This is a genomic window from Paenibacillus sepulcri, from assembly GCF_042647105.1.
Lineage (GTDB): Bacteria > Bacillota > Bacilli > Paenibacillales > Paenibacillaceae > Paenibacillus_Z > Paenibacillus_Z sepulcri.
This window is the reverse complement of sequence record NZ_JBHRUP010000002.1, coordinates 480,981-497,847: the sequence shown is the minus strand read 5'-3', so window position 1 is coordinate 497,847 and position 16,867 is coordinate 480,981. Positions and strand designations below refer to the sequence as shown.

Genomic DNA, 16,867 nt, shown 5'->3' with positions numbered 1-16,867 from the left:
AGGATCACGGGTTCAAGTAGGTTAGAAGCTTCGAAGACTTGGAATTTCCCTGGGAAAAGGCATCGACGACTTGATCGACCGTGGCCGCCCGAATCGGGCGATCTCTACCAGTTTGCGATGCCGGGCATTTCGGCGAAACAATCCGAGCCGTGAGGGGAAAGCTGGCTGCGGTTAAGGACAATCGCCTTTACCGCGTATTAACCTTTCATGACTGCTCGTTCTTGAAAATTGCAAACTCGGTCATGGCTAAGTCCCTAGAAATTCGAATTCGTGAAATAAATCGTTTGCGGTCCCGCTGCGCCGCCCGTCAGGCTAAAATTCGACGCGATCGTCTTTCCATGCTTGTTCACCCTGAAATCGGCGATATTCCAAGCCTTCGTATAGTTCACGTACGGCGATTGCAGGATGAGACCCGCCCATTCGACGACGTAATGCCCGGAGCCGCCCGAAGGATTGTCATAGACGGAAATTCGTTTCTTCGAGCCGCTCTCGTTATTAATCACGACGGACAGATTGTACGTGACGCCGTAGTTGCCGTTGTTTACGACGTCTTTCCCGTCGACGGCGCTATATCCGGTCTCGTATTCCCCGGGCATGGCGTCGCTGAACGGTCCCGATGCGGCGGAGGATATCCGAATGAGAGAGTTGCCGGCAGACGTATTGTAAGTCAGCATACCGGTCCGATCGAAATGCGGGAATGTCCCGCGGACATGCACGTCTCCCGGAAGGATCGACTCCTCCTCGGGATGGTCCGGCTTATTGACGTAGCCTAGGGTCGTGACGGTGACGGCGGCGTCGTCCTTCCCTCTCTTGGTAACGGCACGCATCTGAACGATGCCGCTTACCGTGTACGTCGGCGGTGCTTCGGCCTCGAGATAATAGGTTTCGCCAGGCTGCAGCGTAGCCGCCGGCTTGCGGTCGGAACGGGAATCCAGAAAGCCTGTCAGAGCGGTCTGCCCGGCAATGTCGGGATAATAGTCGACGCCGATACCTTGTGCTTCCGTATACAATTGAACCGTATCGTCCGTCGGATTGGTAACGGCCACCGCTACGTTCAGAGGCGCTCCCGTCATGTTGGCGTGATGCCAGAATATGCGGAACTGCCCGCTGACCTGATCGCGGTAATACGCCCCCTCCGTCTTCGGGGACTCGGGAGAATCGCTTAATATTAGCGGTCCACCGGTTGGCGTAAGTACGGGCTTCTCCATCGGCGCACCCGGCTTCAATGTTTCGATTGGAACGAGCTCGCCTTGCGCGAAAGCGTTTGCAGACGATAGCAGCAGACTGCTTGTCACCCCTAGTATCAACAGCCATTTCTTCCTCTTGTTCACTAAAATCCCTCCCGGCAATTTTGGATTCCCTCACGGCTCCGATTGCTCAGCCGAACATCGGAAGATCTTGCTTCTGTGTTATGAGTCCCTCCTAACTTATCGAAAGTTTCATAGAGAACGGCTTTGTCTTCGCGCAACTTCGCTGGCAATCGCTCTCTACTCTATTAAATTCATCTTATAACACATCATCATTGGAGTAAACTTCCAAATCAGATCAACAAAGGACTCTTGTTTACAAGGCCATTGCGAGCATTTGGAAGCGCCAGTTCTTTGACAAGGTTATTAACCGGTCCGATATACGGGGGCTTTTTCCCGATACTATTGGATTTTGGCCTAGGTTGCGGGCTATGCGATCATCTCACATCACTCCTATTTGCTCGACTTTTTGAACCCCAGTCTAGAATCGATTTGAAGCGCCTTAGCGAGAAACAACCCATGGAATTTCCATTACTCCTATGTAAGCAAAACCAGCTATCGTAACATCATGATCGTGTTCTTCTTCATTTTTGTGACGGGGATCGCTCTACTGGGGACTTTGTCTTCGGAGACGACCGGCTTTACGATCACGCTCTATATGATCATCGTTGGAGTAGGTATAGGGGCTTCATTCTCGGTGTTGGAAATGGCGGCGATTCATCATTTTGATGCACGACAACGCGGTTCGGCGATATCGATGATGGCTTTTCTACGGCAATTGATCATGACTATCTTATTCAGGCAATACTTTTATTCGAGGTAGGTTGTTATGCTAAAGGGCACGTTAGTTGAAACGTCGCTCTAGTTGCGATTACGATAACCGGATTCCCTTGTAGAAGAAAAGGGTCCTTTTTTTCATGCAACGAATTGTTTAGCGCTCTTTATTCCGTTTCGTAAGGTGACCCTTAGGTAGCTTCTTCTCCGACGATCTCTGGAAATACACTGGTCATCGGAGCTTTTGACGGTAACCCTTACGGTTTCACGGGTATCCGCTCAGAACCGTGACGAGCCTCGTTTTACTAATGAGCAGGGCCTTCGGATTCCGGCCATCATGCCCGGAGACGAACTCATTGCTTTTTTTAGAATGTTCTAGGATCGATGCGTTATGTTTATATGGGCGGATAAATGGTCAAAAGAGAAAGTCATCCTGGTTAGAACGGCAAAGTTGCAGCTGCTCCTTATGAAATTTACGAAGATACTGTTCATTAATTGATCCCGATCATAACGACGATTAAGTACCCTACCTTTACATGATACAAGAAGTAAGTCGAAAGTAACTATGTTAAATTACTGCCATAATAAATTATGGAAATAGAGGAAAAATGTGTTTTACAATAACTTAACCTGGGCTTTATCGTTAATTCACAGACAAGCACTATCGTTGTATGTAGAATGTGATTTTTATACGAAGGAGTTGGGAAAATGAAAAAACATTGGTTGAATAAGTCCATTATTCCATTGGTTCTAGTTGTCAGTGTAGGTTTCAGCGTTACCGCTCGAGCAGAAGCTGTTACCCCCGTCGGCAAGCAAGAACGGCAGACCCCAATCGTGCTGCAACCGGTCAATTCTGGCAGCGTAAACATGGGCGAGCCGGTACGCGATGTGGCGAATCTCTTCCCGTATCCGGACGCGGAACTTACGCTCATCAATCACCGTGGCTTGTCTCCGAACATGCCGGAAAACACCCTGGTAGCCTTTCGTAATTCGGTGGCCATGGGTGTTGACGTCATCGAGATTGATCTGCGCCCCACGAAGGACGGCGAGATTGTGATTCTTCACGATGACACAGTGGACCGCAGCACCAACGGCACCGGTGCAGTCAAGGACCTGACGCTGAAGTTTTCATATTTGATGCGGATCATCTGCCAAGATCTTAATGACACCTAGCGGTGTGCTACTGCGGTGTATGTTTTGAGTGTTTACGCCACTTTAGTATGAAGTACCACGGGAGCATAAACACCAAAACCGGAGCACGAACAACAAGAAACGAACCGGTTTAGCAGCTGGTTCGTTTCTTTGCTGTGCTGAAATGATGTCATAGAAGGCAGGGTAGCTTCCTATTTGAAACCTGAAAATGCGTCTCAGATCAGGCTTTTATCGGAGGCGACGCTACCTAGGGGCGGAATCGTGGAACGCTATTTTAAAGAAACGGAAGTGTCAGCTTGAATTTTTGCTTGAGGGTCTGTGGTAATTCCACTGAGAAACAAGCTTTTCTTTTTTAAGCTTTCGGAGGAATAGGCAGAAAATTTGCATGAATGAACTATTTTTTAAATTCTAAAAATCACATAATCAATTTGTGGAATGGCATTAATATTGGAGGCAATCTTTATGGGCAATCAGATTATTGCTAGCATCAAATAGTCGGACGTACAAAAATTATCGGACGTGCATATCAGTTAAATAAGAGGGGAGGATTTCACATGAAATATAAAGCACTCGGCAATACCGGAATTTTCGGTTCCCAGCTCGCATTGGGAACGATGACCTTTAGCAGTGGGCAGGGAATCTATAAAACCATCGGCGAGGTTGGTTAGTCAGAGGCTGATACTCTGGTAAAGGCCAGCATCGACGCAGGCGTCAATTTCTTCGACACAGCCGATGCTTATGCCGATGACGAAAGTGAAAAAACGCTTGGTCAATTTTTCCGGAACCTAGGTATCGCACGTAAGGATTTTGTGCTGGCTACGAAGGTTTTCAGCCGGGTAGGTGCTGGTCCCAATGACGTAGGTGCTTCGCGAGGACATATCATGGATGCAGTGGATGCCAGCTTGAAGCGGCTTCAGACCGACTATATCGATCTTTATCAAATACATGGCAATGACACGGTAACTCCGTTGGAGGAGACCTTGAGGGCGCTTGATGATCTCGTGACCCAAGGCAAGGTTCGCTACATCGGAGTTTCCAATTGGCAGGCGTGGAAAATCGCAAAAGCGCTGGGTATATCCGAACTTAAGAACGCCGCTCGTATTGAAACGCTGCAAGCTTATTATTCCCTTGCCGGTCGGGACTTGGAACGCGAATTGGGATCTTTAATGGAGGCTGAAAAGATGGGGTTGCTCGTCTGGAGCCCTCTCGCCGGAGGTCTTCTATCGGGCCGTTTCAGCCGTCATAATCAGAAACCGGAAGGTTCACGGCGGTCGGAATTCGATTTTCCTATCGTCGATAAGGAACGGGCGTGGAACATTCTAGATGTCATGGGGCCAATTGCCGATGCGGATAGCTGCAGCCCTGCACGCATTGCTCACGCATGGTGGTTATCAAAGCCGGTGGTGACGTCCATAATCGTCGGCGCCAAGCGCCTCAGTCAACTCGAGGACAATCTGGCGGCTGTAAAATTGGAGCTCACCGACGAAGAAATTCGACGTCTCGATGAGGTCAGTACCTTGCCTCCGGAGTATCCGGGATGGATGCTTGAATACCAAGGTAAATCCCGGCTGTAACCCGCCCGGAGAGAGCAATACATGGACGTGACATAAGGGAGCAAGGCAGTCCTGCAAGTTGCTATATCTCAAATTCGCTAATGCGGCAACTGCTGGCACATTTTCTTTACAACTTAATCCGTAGCGCTGTACGAAGAATGCTCCGCCGGACCGGTGATAACCGCTTATGTATTGATCGTTATATTGTAAGGCTAACTTTATTAAACAAAAAATCCGCAAAAGCAATCCGCGAAAGCGGACTTTTTTGTTTTATTGTAAGAAAGGTAAGGGGGAATAAGGATGATCAGCTTGAAGCCTAGTGCTTTTAACGGGAACCGTCTTTGGCCACAGTTGCTTTAAAAAGGGTTCAATTTCAGACTTCTTGAATCTTTTGCCCGACCATGGCAGCGCTGGTTCACTGGGTACATACCAATGAATATCATCGGCCAAATAGATCAGTGACAGCAAGGTCACGTGCACCGACTTCGGCAAAAAAATGTTCTACGATTTCACGAGTTGTTTTCATATTGATCCTCCTCGTATAATATGGCGTTTTACTAATTGATAAGGTGAGTATGATTATTACATCTCAATTCCTTTTGGTTTTGTCAATTGGCTTCCCCATTCGCCAACTGGCTCTAACCAGCTTAAAGGTCTGTCAAGGATGAATTCAGAAGCGGCTTTAATTAGTTCATCGCGGTACTCTCTAGTTTCAATAACGGTTTCGAAATACTCTCTTGAGCAGTTCCATACTTCATAAAAAATGACATCATCGGGTTCATCAGGATCTTCATGCACAATCGTGCTTACAAAGGTTGGCTCTTGGGACATTCTATCGCATAATGTCCCCACTACTTTGAGAAATTCATTCTTTGTCCCCAGGTTTCAATTTAAATCGAGCGAGTAAAAGCGTTTGTTCTGTATTTGACATGTGATGTAATCTCCTTTTATTTATATTTTAACAGCTGCAGAGTTATCGTCACTGCCATACATCGAATTGTGTAAAGGGAAATAATTACATAATTGGTGCACTTCCAATAGTCTCAACGGACTTCTCCGTTAACATCATGTCAGGTCAGTCTTTGCGATGTCCCACAAGATAAGAATTGTCGCTAGTATGCGCAGTTTTTTCAACTAATCACTTTTTTTCTTAGCGTTCGTTTTCCGCGTTTTGTTGACGGTACCCGAGGTGACCCCTATATGATAATAAAGAGCGGCTGAACGGAAACAGGATAAGGAATGCAATCAGGTTTGCCGAAAATGTAAAAAACACATCCCAAGACTTCATATGTAAAATACCCAATGAAACCAATATTAAAGAATCAAGCCCAGATATCAGGAACGGTCATGTTTACGGTAGATACGAAACTACGACGGAACCATTAGGCATAGAGCCAGTTATTGAATCTCTTCTTTTAAAGTAAATGAATTCGGTTGGTGATTAAACTCCCTCTGTACAATTAAGTTATCTCACAAATGCTCTCTTATTCGAACGTTTAATTTGGCCAATATGTTAGGATGGATTGTCCTTGCGAGTGGATCCTACTTTTTCCGCACATTATCCGTCGACTCAACAATCGGGTTGTTTTTTAGCACTTTGATTTTCCATCATATGTGATAAATGCATAGAGGCTCAACGTACTTAAATTCAACTCATCTTACCACATCTAGCTCTTTAGCTTACTTTAGCCATTAAATTTGTAATATTTGCGGAGAAGTCTTAAAGCAACACAAAGAATATGGTTTGGACTCTTTGTGTTGCTTCTTATTTATGTGTATTACTGACTATGAGAGTGATCGGATCACCGGTCACTGAACAACGGACTTCACAACGGGGGCAATACTCCGCACAGCCGCAGGAAACTCCTTCCCGTAACCGGGCAACTCGCCTGACCAATACCTGTTTTGCATTGTGCATGGAATCCGGCGGCGAAACCGTAATCTAATATCTGTTTCTCATAGCTGTGAATGGCGGGTATGAGAGACTTCAAAGGATTATTCAGTGCCTCCTCGGACTTTAAGCGCCGATTGAAGATGGCGGTGATCCCATCCTGTAGCATCTGGCATCGCTGTACAAGAGCTCGTCTTTCATATGAAATAGAAGACCGGCTGCTGGATTAAGTGTCGGTTTTTCATTTCCTCGCTTTCCTCCTTTAAACAGCTCGAATCATGGGTATTCAGTTTGCTTCCGACAGCCATCTTTTCAACAGCGGTTCCTCGGATTTGGGACAAACGAGCAATCCATTTTCGTTCGACACGATGATGAGATCGTTGACGCCGATAATCACCGCTTGCTTGCTGTCGACGTATATGATGTTTCGGGCCGCTTCCCTTAGCGTCGCGGTGCCTTGTATGATGTTGCCGCGATCGTCCCCCTCAAGATGTCGGCGCAGCGCAGCCCAAGAGCCGATATCGTCCCAACCGCAGTTCACTGGTATGCAATAGATCGTTTTCGCCCGCTCCATCACGGCATAATCAATGGAAAGCCGGGGCATGCCGGCATAAGCGGCGTCAGCGTCGAGCGGGTGTAGCTTAAGACTGTTCCAGATGTCAGGTTCATAAGCTTCAATGCAATGTGCGATCGTTGCCGGACGGCAAACGATGATGCCGCTGTTCCAGTAAACGTCCGGCTCGTTGATCAGCTGCTGCGCGTGCTCCTCGGAGGGCTTCTCCAGAAATCGGGTTACGCGGCGGAATCCTCTTGGAGTGGATTCATCTTCGGCAGTTGGGGACACAAGCAAATACCCAAAGCCCGTCTCGGGTCTGCTCGGCACGATACCGAGAGTCACGATCGTCTCGGGCAGTAAAGCGATCTTTTCAGCAGCAGCGAATGCGGCTAAATAAGCCTTCTTATCTGCTACATATTGATCGGAAGGCACGAAAGCGACCGGTTCATCATCTCCCATCTGAAGGAAACGGAATGCGGCTAGTGCGATGCATGCGGCGGTATCCTTCTGCTGCGGCTCGAAGATCAGCTGAGTTGGCGACAATTCAGGCAACTGCTCTTCCAACAGCGACAAATAACGCCGTGGCGACATACAGCCGGGAAACGGGGACGAATTTCAGGAAGCGGCTAACCGTCTCTTGAATCAAAGTTTGCCCCGTGTGAAAGGGCAGAAATTGTTTGGGTAAATCTTCTGTGCTGCGCGGCCCAAAACGCATTCCTTTGCCACCCGCCATAATGACAATTTTCAATGAACGTACACCTCCGAATAACAAATAACCGACCATATTCTTGCCATTGTATGCGTTCCCCGAACTATTCCGGAACGGCTGATATACATGCTGTCTAACGCAGGCGGTCGGAAGGGATGTTATTTGGTATTAATGCTGAGAACTCGGGCATTGGAAAACTATAAACCAGCTCGAAAAATGATTCTCCAAAAAACATTATCGATTAATGGAACCGGCAGTATTTATTTTGAAAACTTTCGGAGATTGGCGCCTCCCAAGGATTCAATACACTCAAACGTTCACCGTTAATGGCTGAGCTCGCTTGGCCCGCTTTTCGAAAACGTTCTGATCATATAGACTCCAAAGATACATGGGTCTTCAAATTGACAGAGACCGTCCGTTCTTTAAAGCGAAATTTCTTCTTCCCCAACGGATAAGGTAAAATGGAAGTTTACTCCGCCTGTCCGGTTGGCGACGCCGAAACGGCTGCCATGCAGCAGCAAAATGCTGCTCACAATGGCCAGACCTACCGAAGGTGCGATCCAGACCGGTAAAGGGATGGGGAGATTATTTGGGTTTGCTGCTAAGGGGATGGGTAAAACTGGAGCATATAATCCTAATTTCTCAGGAACGATTGGTCAAGGATTAGGAAAACTTGAGGGGATGGAGATAAACGTATCACAAAAAGGGCTTGATAATGTTAAAACCCATATCTCTACATTTAATTCATACATTCCAAATCAAGCAATGATACAACATACAACGATTAGAAAATGCTTTACAGAGTGGCAAACCTCTGCCAGGAGCAGATGCAAGTTTTTATATATGCATGAAGTTTCTGAGTTTACTAAAATGGGAAAAGGCATGAGTTATGATACTGCTCATGCATCTGCAATAGAGAAATATAATGTTTCACATTTTAAGTATACCAGGTCTCTTAGTAAACCCGCGAGTTCAGAATAGAAGGGCTTACTTCGCAGCATCCATTAACTCGAAAGCAATTAGTTTAGCCTTTTCAAAGGTCTTAATCTTTTTACCTTGATCTTCCCAAATTTGTTTGCGAGCAAAATAGATGCAAACGCTCCGCCAGCCATCCTTTATATTTGAGTGTATAATTCCCTTTTGAATTCTTGGACCATTCTTTATTCTTAAAATTTTTCCTGCGATTATGCTTATTGCACTCACCCTAACCCTACTGGGAGGAACCCGTCGGCGCGCGAAACAAGTATCAAACAAATGACTATTCTGAAATTTTATTTGATAGGTAATTTAACATATTCATGAGATAGATAAATTACTGATAATAACATAAACCCGAATACCTTTTTGTATTTTTGGTCATTCCAAGGGCATAACCATTTCACGAAGAAAAGACTTGAAAGCAGTAACCTGTAATAACGAAATTAATATGCGACTCTTAAAGGTAAGAAAATCTAATATGTGGAGCCGATAGCCTAATGGAAAACGAGCGGCTACAGTGTAGCCACTCGTTATATGAACGCTTGGACATACCAAAATTAATGAAATTGAATCTGCTTTGGGAGAGCTCTCGATTATTTTCGATAGCTGGACATGTTGAACTCAGGCACACCGATCGACGTGAACCAATTTCTAACCTGCTCCGGATCCTCCGTGAAGCTGAGGCTTAGTTGAAGAAGGATCCGCGCTTTCTGTGGCAGCAAATCAGCAGCTCCGATAATACCGGGAGACTTGGTATCATATACAGCTCCAGATCCGGTACGCGTGGCGCTTACGAAAACGACACCTTTCTCTACTGCAGCCTTGCGCGCGTCCTGTTGCGAGGTGAATATATTTCCCGCACCGCTGCCTGCGGTCACGATTCCATCAACACCCGCATCTGCCAGCGCTTTAATAGGCAGGCCGTCCGCTTCTGTGTAGCTGTACACAATTTCAACTTTCGCCAGGTCCGATGCTTTGATTTTCGTCAAATCAAACGGCGTTTTCCATGAATCTTTACCGCAAGCCATTACACGGGCCGGAGCATGGACGCTGCGAATTCTGTTTTCATCCACTGTACCTAGCGCACCGTATCTTCCGCCATCAAACGTATCCAGGCGCAGCGCATCCGTTTTCGTAACTTCGCGTGCCGAAAAGAATTCATCGTTCATTAGCAGTACAGTGCCATAGCAGGTTGTTTCTCCACTGGCGGCTAAACGGATAGCATTGTATAGATTGGCTTCTCCATCGAATGAGAACGTGTTGGATTGGCGCATCGAGCCTGTAATCACGACGGGCTTGTTGCTTTGAACGGTCAAATCAGCAAAATAAGCCACTTCTTCCATGGTATTAGTTCCGGCAGTCACGACGACGGCATCTACATTCTTGTCGGCCAATACCTTGTCGATACTCGTACTCAAGTTATATAAATACTCATTTCTCGTGGAGTTTTCATACAGCTCTTGTACCTGTACATTAGCAATCGCCGAGATCTCCGGTTGAAGCCGATTCAGAATGTCGGTAATGGACACACCGTCCGGACCGTAAGATTGAAACAGATCGCGTCCCAATGCCGTAGAAGTAATAGTTCCTCCCATACCGAGAATGACGACATTTGGAATATCTTTCTCAGCTGCCGCTGCTTTCAGGGAGCCCAATGACAATGGGATACTTGCGGCAATTAAGAGGGCTAGAGCAAATACAAGCAATAGACTTTTACGTTCCATAGATTTTATTTCCTCCTAAGTTATTTATTTCAAAATAAGTGTAAGGTTATGTAACGTGAAAGTAAAGAAAAAGATTTTAAATATGTTGTCGAAATAAGTCTTTGTGTAATACTGCCTCCGTTTGGCTGGTCACAAGACCGTTTTCACCTTCTTTTCAAGAATTTGGATGTCTCCGCTCGCTATCTTCAAGATTGGAAAAAATATAATAGTTAATATTTTATTCAAAAATGATATGTACATGTCATATATAATGACGAAATACACCTTTATTTGTTAAATATATTGACACTCCAAGATGGCTGGATTAATATGAAGGAAAGATTCTTGACCTTTGTATAGTGGCTTTTACGTTATGTGTGATGTCGAAGGAATAAAGAGATACAATCATTAATTCTTAATTCACAACTTCATGCATAAGAAAGAATAGATAAATGACAGTTAAATCACATTTATTCTATTCTTTTTTTGTCCACTACATATTTAATTCATGGAATTAGAAAATTTATAAGAACATTCATCGAACGTCTGGTAGTACAAAGGACATCGTACATTTGTTTGTCCATGGCATCATTCTCCGGGCCAGACGTAAGAATATCTCACATATTCATAACGCAACTAAATAAGATCGCTATCTCAGCAGCGTCACCAATTCTTTGATTCAGTCGCATGGTTGGAGAAAAAACCATTTTTGGACTTTCTTATACATTTCAATGTGTCTGCCTAAATGTTTTACCGTTACGTCGTAAGTCTGCCAATTTGCATCACACCAGTTGAAGAATCGCAGCAAGCTAGTAATTTAATCTCATTTTATACTTACACAATGATCTTAAACATACATACAACCTATTTTATGGGAGGTAGTGGAGTTGAAGATGAGAAAAAAGGCTTTGATCTGGGTATCAACGGTTGTATTACTGATTATGACGGGGTGCAGCGGCAATAACGGAGGGGGGAACAGCGAGTCTGCTAGCCCAAGCGCCGGAAGCGGCGGTGCGAAGCCCGTCATTAAGATCGCGACGCAATCGCCGCTATCGGGTGGAAGCTCGGTACAGGGGGAAGCGATCAAGCTTGGGGCGCAAATGTCACTCGAGGACCATAAAAAGGAATTCGAGGATCTCGGGTTCGAGCTGCAGCTCGTGCCCTATGATGATCAGGGGGATGCGAAGAAGGGAGTAGCGAATGCCGAGAATGTCGGAGCGGATCAAGAGATTTTGGCCGTTGTCGGGCATATGAACTCCGGCGTTGCGATTCCTTCCTCGGTCGTCTACGAGAAATACAACGTTGCTATGGTTTCGCCATCCAATACGGCAACGGAAGTAACGGACCGCAATTTGAAGGCGGTTAACCGCATCGTAGCACGCGATGATTTCCAAGGCCCTGCAGCGGCCGAATATGCGGTGAAGACGGTAGAGGCCAAGAACATTTTTGTCATCCAGGACAAGACTGCCTATGGGCAAGGGCTTGCCGAAGCATTCCGGGATAAGGCCGAGGAGCTCGGTGCTACAATCGCCGGTTATGAGGGGATAACGGTAGGAGAGAAGGATTTCAACGGGGTGCTCAACATCGCGCTCAGCAAGAAGCCGGATTTTATCTTCTTCGGCGGTCTGTATGCGGAAGGTGGACTTATTATTAAGCAAGCGCGCGATAAAGGCATTACGGCACCGATTATGGGTGGTGACGCGTGGGATTCCGCAGGTCTCGTCGATATCGCAGGTGATAAAGTGAAGGATGCTCTGTACAGCTCCATCGCAACTGATATTACAAAGACGGAGGACGGCAAGGCTTGGGCGGACCAGTACAACATGAAGTTCGGCAAGGCTCCGGACGGCTACTCCGCCTATGCGTATGACTGCATGTCTGTCATTCTGAGCGCCATTAAGAAGGAGATTGAAGCGGGCGGCGGTAAGCTTCCAACACGCGATAAAGTAAGGGATGCTGTACGCTCGACGAAAGACTTTCAGGGGGTTGCTACGAAGGTGACGTTCGACAGTAAAGGCGATAATGATTACGCGAAGGTATTCATCTACAAGTTCGAGAGCGCTTCCTACCCCGGCTCAATGATCTCTGAAGTAAGCAAGTAAGACATGTCCAGTGAAGAGGTGTAGGCATCCTGCATTACCTGCCTCTTCACTATTTCACTATCCTAATGGTGGATAATTGAGGAGGCCCCGATGCTAGAAAATATACTGCAGACGCTTCCACAAGTGCTCATCGACGGCATAGCGCTCGGCACCATCTATGCGGTTGTCGCGCTGGGGTACACCCTTGTATACGGCATTCTTGAATTCATTAATTTCGCGCATGGTGAGATCTTCATGGTAGGCGCTTTCGTTGGAACGGCTTGCTTATTTGCTATGAATACGACCGGTTGGCTTGGCGGCATGCCGCGATGGAGCGCTTACGTCCTTATTCTAGTCGCAGCCATGCTGTTCACGGGAATTCTCGGGGTTGTGATCGAACGTATTGCTTATCGCCCGCTGCGGCGAGCACCCAAGCTTATCTCGCTCATCTCTGCGATCGGCGTCTCCTTCGTGCTGCAGGATGCGGTTAGGTTCGTCGCCGAGCTAAGGACGGGAAGCTACATTGTGAGCGGTGACACGCTGTATGACCGTAATGTCGTAATTAACACGTCCTCCCTTGCACCTTTGTTCGGCGATGCATCGTTGAAGACCCATACGTTTATCATTATCGCAGTGGCCATATTGCTCATGGTCGCGCTGGATCTGTTCGTGAATCGTACGAAATGGGGTATCGCCATGCGTGCCGTAGCACAGGACCGCGAGACGGCTTCGCTCATGTCGATCAATGTGAACAAAGTCATTATCCTAACCTTCTTCATCGGTTCCGCCCTGGGTGGCGCCACGGGGGTTCTGTTCGCGCAGCAGTACGGCACGATTGATCCGTTCATTGGGTACATACTTGGACTCAAAGCATTCACAGCAGCCGTCCTTGGCGGTATCGGCAACATTCGCGGCGCCATGTTCGGCGGTCTGGCCATCGGGCTGCTGGAGATGTTCGCTTCCTCCAACCTGGGGCTATTGACCGGCGGCAGCTTCGGTTCGGAATACAAGGATGTATTTGCCTTCCTTATTCTCATCCTTGTACTGATATTCAAGCCAGAGGGCTTATTCGGCAAAGCCGTCAAAGAGAAAGTGTAGGTGTGGATATGAACACGATACAACGATTGTTCACCCAAAGCCGACTGATGCAGGCGTCAGCGCTGTCCCTATTCGTTATAGCCACAGGGCTAACGGTCTATCTGCTCGACAAGTCTGTTCTGGCCTATCTGCTGCTTCTCTCTTCCTTGCTGGCACTTTATTACACCTCGTTTAGCGATAGGATCAAGTGGATTGTAGGCGGCGTGCTGCTGCTGCTCGTCATTCCGATAGCTGTATCCGGCGGCCCTTCCCATCAATCCTATATGGAGGTTGCGACACAGAGCGGTATATATATCGCTATGGCACTTGGGCTTAACATTGTCGTCGGCTTCGCTGGCCTACTCGATATGGGCTTTGTCGCATTCTTCGCAATCGGCGCTTATACGTACGGCATTTTCTCGACAGAGCAAGCGAACAATTTTATCCCTGGTCATCTGTTCCCGCTCTCTGGTGCCTCATTCTGGCTGTTTATTCTAATCGGAGGCTTCATGGCAGCGCTATTCGGCGTTCTGCTCGGTTTGCCCGTACTTCGGGTGAAGGGTGATTACCTGGCTATCGTAACGCTGGGCTTCGGGGAGATCATCCGCATTATCTTTAATAACCTAGAGAAGCCAGTCAACATCACGAACGGAGCCATGGGTATCTCTTCGATAAAGCCTCCTCAGTTATTCGGCCTCGAATTTACGCATCCGAACCAATATTATTTTATCGTCATGATCCTGCTTATCCTTGTAATTGTTACGGTCAAACGGATTGAGAATTCTCGCATCGGGCGCTCGTGGAAAGCTATTCGGGAGAATGAAATCGCTGCGCAGGCAATGGGTATTCCACTGTTCCGAACAAAGCTGCTCGCATTCGCAGTAGGTGCCTTCTTCTCCGGCATGATGGGCGTTCTATTCGCAGCCAAGCAGACATTCATCGATCCTTCGAGCTTCACTCTGCTGGAATCGACGACGATACTGGTTATGGTTGTGCTTGGCGGCATGGGCAGTGTTCCTGGCGTCATCCTTGGGGCGGCGCTCGTTACAATCCTCAATCTGCAGGTGCTCACGGAATTCACGAATTGGCTCAATCAATTGACACTCCAAGGGGTTCTTCAGGTGCCTAATGCGCTGTCCCCGTCCAAAATGCAGCGGTTCATCTTCGGCGCCATTCTCATTCTCATCACCATCTTCAGGCCGAATGGGCTTATTTCCTCCAGAATCCGGCGGGTCGATGAACAGCAGCTCAAACGGATGGAGCACTCGAATTCAGGAGCAGCTGCGATCACAAAAGCGACCGCCGTGGATACGACAAGGCGAAGCGGAGGGATGATGCCATGACGGTGCTGCGCGTTAGAAATTTGGTGAAGCGGTTCGGGGGATTAACTGCTGTTGGCAGGGTTGATTATGATTTTGAGCAGGGGACGATCTCCGCGGTGATCGGACCGAACGGAGCGGGCAAGACGACTCTTTTTAATATGATAACCGGCATTTATGCGCCTGATAAGGGTGTTATTGAGCTGGAAGGCCGATCTATTGTCGGATTGAAGCCGCACCGGATAACGGCGAGAGGTATGGCCCGTACGTTTCAAAACATCCGCTTGTTCGGGGGCATGTCGGTGATCGAGAATGTCATGGTAGGCATGCACGGACATCTGCGGTCTGGGCTGCTCGGCATTCTGCTGCAGCTCCCCCGCGTCCGGGGAGAGGAACGTCGAGCGGAGATCGAGGCCTATCAACTGTTGGAATATGTGGGGCTGGAGCGCCAGCTTAATGATCGGGCCTCTAACCTGCCATATGGGGCGCAGCGCAGGCTTGAGATCGCACGAGCTCTGGCAACTAGACCGAAGGTGCTCCTGCTGGATGAGCCGGCTGCAGGCATGAACCCCCGCGAAACAGCGGAACTAATTGATCTTATCCGGCGCATTCGACTGGAGCGCGGGCTGTCGGTCATTCTTATTGAACATGACATGAAACTGGTCATGGAGCTGGCGGAGCATATTCTCGTACTGGATCATGGCGAGCAGATTGCTGAAGGCAACCCGGCGGATATCCGGAAAAATCCAAAGGTCATTGAAGCGTATTTGGGCAAGAGCGCAATCGAACAGGGGGTGCTCTCATGAGCTTACTGGAACTGCGGAATGTACAGGCTTATTATGGCACTATACTTGCCTTGAAAGGCATCACACTCGATGTTGACCAAGGGGAGATCGTTACGCTCATCGGCAGCAACGGGGCGGGCAAATCAACTACGCTAAAGTCGATTTGCGGGCAAGTGAAGACAATGGGGGAGATTCAATACAGCGGAAAGGAGATTGCGATGCAGTCCCCCCATCTGACTGCATTGGACGGCATTGCACACGTCCCGGAAGGTAGACGGATATTCCCCCGTCTCACAGTGAAGGAAAATTTGGAGATGGGCGGATTTTCCGTCAAAAGCAAAAAAATGGTGAAGGAGCGAATGGAGGAGGCGTTCACTTATTTTCCCCGGTTGAAGGAAAGGGTGAACCAGGCGGGAGGCACGATGAGTGGCGGTGAGCAGCAGATGCTGGCCATTGCCCGGGCATTGATGATGAAGCCGCGGCTGCTGCTGCTCGACGAGCCCTCCATGGGTCTCGCGCCCGTCATCGTCACTCAAATATTCGATATTATTCAAGAGCTGAATAATAGAGGTATGACGATTCTGCTCGTTGAGCAGAATGCCTATCAGGCGCTGCATATCGCGCATCGGGGCTACGTCTTACAAACAGGTGAGATTGTGAGGGAAGGCAGCGCGACCGAGCTGCTGGCAGACGCTCAAATTAAAGAAGCCTATCTCGCATGAAAATGGCGCGTCTGCCGATTGTTAACGGGCTGCTGGCTTCTGTATTCTTCTCGACAGCTTTCGTTTTGAATGGGCGATGGATCTCTCGGCCGGGATGTGGAGCGCGTCCTTGCGATTTCTGTTAATGCTTCCGCTGATTTGTGCTGCTCGTTTGGATGCGTCAACCGGATGGTCGCAGGCGACCATTACCGTTTTTCATTCGAGCCCAGATGCCAAGAGGAATAGGAATCTGCGAAGTAGACCTTAACGCCATGAATGTGTTCTCTAGGGCGGCATGGCAAGCAAACTCTTTTCCACGATCCGTTGTGGCGGTTCACTGA

13 protein-coding genes and 1 pseudogene are annotated in these 16,867 nt (G+C 47.9%); 8 read left to right on the top strand and 6 right to left on the bottom strand.

Annotation, left to right across the window (positions count from 1 at the left end; genetic code table 11):
• Window positions 1–254: 254 nt before the first annotated feature.
• Window positions 255–1,331, bottom strand: a complete 1,077-nt coding sequence (locus ACFOLF_RS37115; protein ID WP_210046713.1) for a hypothetical protein — start codon at window positions 1,329–1,331, stop codon at window positions 255–257.
• A 1,398-nt stretch (window positions 1,332–2,729) separates the two neighbouring features.
• Between ACFOLF_RS37115 and ACFOLF_RS37110 the strand changes: the two genes are divergently transcribed.
• Both ACFOLF_RS37110 and ACFOLF_RS37105 read left to right on the top strand, forming a co-directional pair.
• Window positions 2,730–3,194: a glycerophosphodiester phosphodiesterase gene (locus tag ACFOLF_RS37110; protein ID WP_379113686.1), complete on the top strand. Its 465-nt coding sequence runs from the start codon at window positions 2,730–2,732 to the stop codon at window positions 3,192–3,194.
• A 662-nt stretch (window positions 3,195–3,856) separates the two neighbouring features.
• Entirely contained in the window at window positions 3,857–4,747 is an 891-nt protein-coding gene (locus ACFOLF_RS37105; RefSeq protein WP_210046737.1) for an aldo/keto reductase, read from the top strand.
• A 561-nt stretch (window positions 4,748–5,308) separates the two neighbouring features.
• Here the strand turns inward: ACFOLF_RS37105 and ACFOLF_RS37100 are convergent.
• From ACFOLF_RS37100 to ACFOLF_RS37090, 3 genes are all read right to left on the bottom strand, one after another.
• Window positions 5,309–5,557 (bottom strand): hypothetical protein, encoded by a 249-nt coding sequence (locus ACFOLF_RS37100; protein ID WP_210046714.1) that lies wholly within the window; start codon window positions 5,555–5,557, stop codon window positions 5,309–5,311.
• A 1,346-nt stretch (window positions 5,558–6,903) separates the two neighbouring features.
• Entirely contained in the window at window positions 6,904–7,716 is an 813-nt protein-coding gene (locus tag ACFOLF_RS37095; RefSeq protein WP_210046715.1) for a sugar phosphate nucleotidyltransferase, read from the bottom strand.
• Between the two features lies 1 nt (window position 7,717).
• Entirely contained in the window at window positions 7,718–7,921 is a 204-nt protein-coding gene (locus ACFOLF_RS37090) for an NTP transferase domain-containing protein (protein ID WP_210046716.1), read from the bottom strand.
• A 495-nt stretch (window positions 7,922–8,416) separates the two neighbouring features.
• On the opposite strand from ACFOLF_RS37090, the gene ACFOLF_RS37085 reads away from it, so the two are divergent.
• Entirely contained in the window at window positions 8,417–8,863 is a 447-nt protein-coding gene (locus tag ACFOLF_RS37085) for a hypothetical protein (RefSeq protein ID WP_210046717.1), read from the top strand.
• A gap of 590 nt (window positions 8,864–9,453) precedes the next feature.
• Here the strand turns inward: ACFOLF_RS37085 and ACFOLF_RS37080 are convergent.
• Window positions 9,454–10,584 carry an asparaginase gene (locus ACFOLF_RS37080; protein ID WP_210046718.1) on the bottom strand — a complete coding sequence of 377 codons (1,131 nt, stop codon included), beginning with the start codon at window positions 10,582–10,584 and terminating at the stop codon, window positions 9,454–9,456.
• A gap of 872 nt (window positions 10,585–11,456) precedes the next feature.
• Here ACFOLF_RS37080 and ACFOLF_RS37075 point away from each other — a divergent pair.
• From ACFOLF_RS37075 to ACFOLF_RS37055, 5 genes are all read left to right on the top strand, one after another.
• Window positions 11,457–12,665 (top strand): branched-chain amino acid ABC transporter substrate-binding protein, encoded by a 1,209-nt coding sequence (locus ACFOLF_RS37075; protein ID WP_210046738.1) that lies wholly within the window; start codon window positions 11,457–11,459, stop codon window positions 12,663–12,665.
• Window positions 12,666–12,755: 90 nt separating this feature from the next.
• Window positions 12,756–13,742, top strand: coding sequence for a branched-chain amino acid ABC transporter permease (locus ACFOLF_RS37070; RefSeq protein WP_210046719.1), 987 nt, complete (start codon window positions 12,756–12,758; stop codon window positions 13,740–13,742).
• A gap of 47 nt (window positions 13,743–13,789) precedes the next feature.
• Window positions 13,790–15,064, top strand: coding sequence for a branched-chain amino acid ABC transporter permease (locus ACFOLF_RS37065; protein ID WP_379113691.1), 1,275 nt, complete (start codon window positions 13,790–13,792; stop codon window positions 15,062–15,064).
• Complete coding sequence (locus tag ACFOLF_RS37060) at window positions 15,061–15,846, top strand: ABC transporter ATP-binding protein (RefSeq protein ID WP_210046721.1); 786 nt, start codon at window positions 15,061–15,063, stop codon at window positions 15,844–15,846. The genes ACFOLF_RS37065 and ACFOLF_RS37060 overlap by 4 nt, the downstream gene beginning before the upstream one ends.
• Entirely contained in the window at window positions 15,843–16,547 is a 705-nt protein-coding gene (locus tag ACFOLF_RS37055; protein ID WP_210046722.1) for an ABC transporter ATP-binding protein, read from the top strand. The genes ACFOLF_RS37060 and ACFOLF_RS37055 overlap by 4 nt, the downstream gene beginning before the upstream one ends.
• A gap of 172 nt (window positions 16,548–16,719) precedes the next feature.
• Here ACFOLF_RS37055 and ACFOLF_RS38010 read toward each other — a convergent pair.
• A pseudogene (locus tag ACFOLF_RS38010) lies at window positions 16,720–16,860 on the bottom strand (IS30 family transposase); the annotation flags it as partial.
• Between the last annotated feature and the right edge of the window lie 7 nt (window positions 16,861–16,867).

What these genes read in the sequence shown, in the direction of transcription:
- ACFOLF_RS37065 (WP_379113691.1), top strand. Translation starts at nt 13,790, where the DNA reads ATGCAGGCGTCAGCGCTGTCCCTATTCGTTATAGCCACAGGGCTAACG.
- ACFOLF_RS37060 (WP_210046721.1), top strand. Translation starts at nt 15,061, where the DNA reads ATGACGGTGCTGCGCGTTAGAAATTTGGTGAAGCGGTTCGGGGGATTA.
- ACFOLF_RS37075 (WP_210046738.1), top strand. Translation starts at nt 11,457, where the DNA reads ATGAGAAAAAAGGCTTTGATCTGGGTATCAACGGTTGTATTACTGATT.
- ACFOLF_RS37085 (WP_210046717.1), top strand. Translation starts at nt 8,417, where the DNA reads ATGGCCAGACCTACCGAAGGTGCGATCCAGACCGGTAAAGGGATGGGG.
- ACFOLF_RS37110 (WP_379113686.1), top strand. Translation starts at nt 2,730, where the DNA reads ATGAAAAAACATTGGTTGAATAAGTCCATTATTCCATTGGTTCTAGTT.
- ACFOLF_RS37080 (WP_210046718.1), bottom strand. Translation starts at nt 10,584, where the DNA reads ATGGAACGTAAAAGTCTATTGCTTGTATTTGCTCTAGCCCTCTTAATT.
- ACFOLF_RS37100 (WP_210046714.1), bottom strand. Translation starts at nt 5,557, where the DNA reads ATGTCCCAAGAGCCAACCTTTGTAAGCACGATTGTGCATGAAGATCCT.
- ACFOLF_RS37070 (WP_210046719.1), top strand. Translation starts at nt 12,756, where the DNA reads ATGCTAGAAAATATACTGCAGACGCTTCCACAAGTGCTCATCGACGGC.
- ACFOLF_RS37055 (WP_210046722.1), top strand. Translation starts at nt 15,843, where the DNA reads ATGAGCTTACTGGAACTGCGGAATGTACAGGCTTATTATGGCACTATA.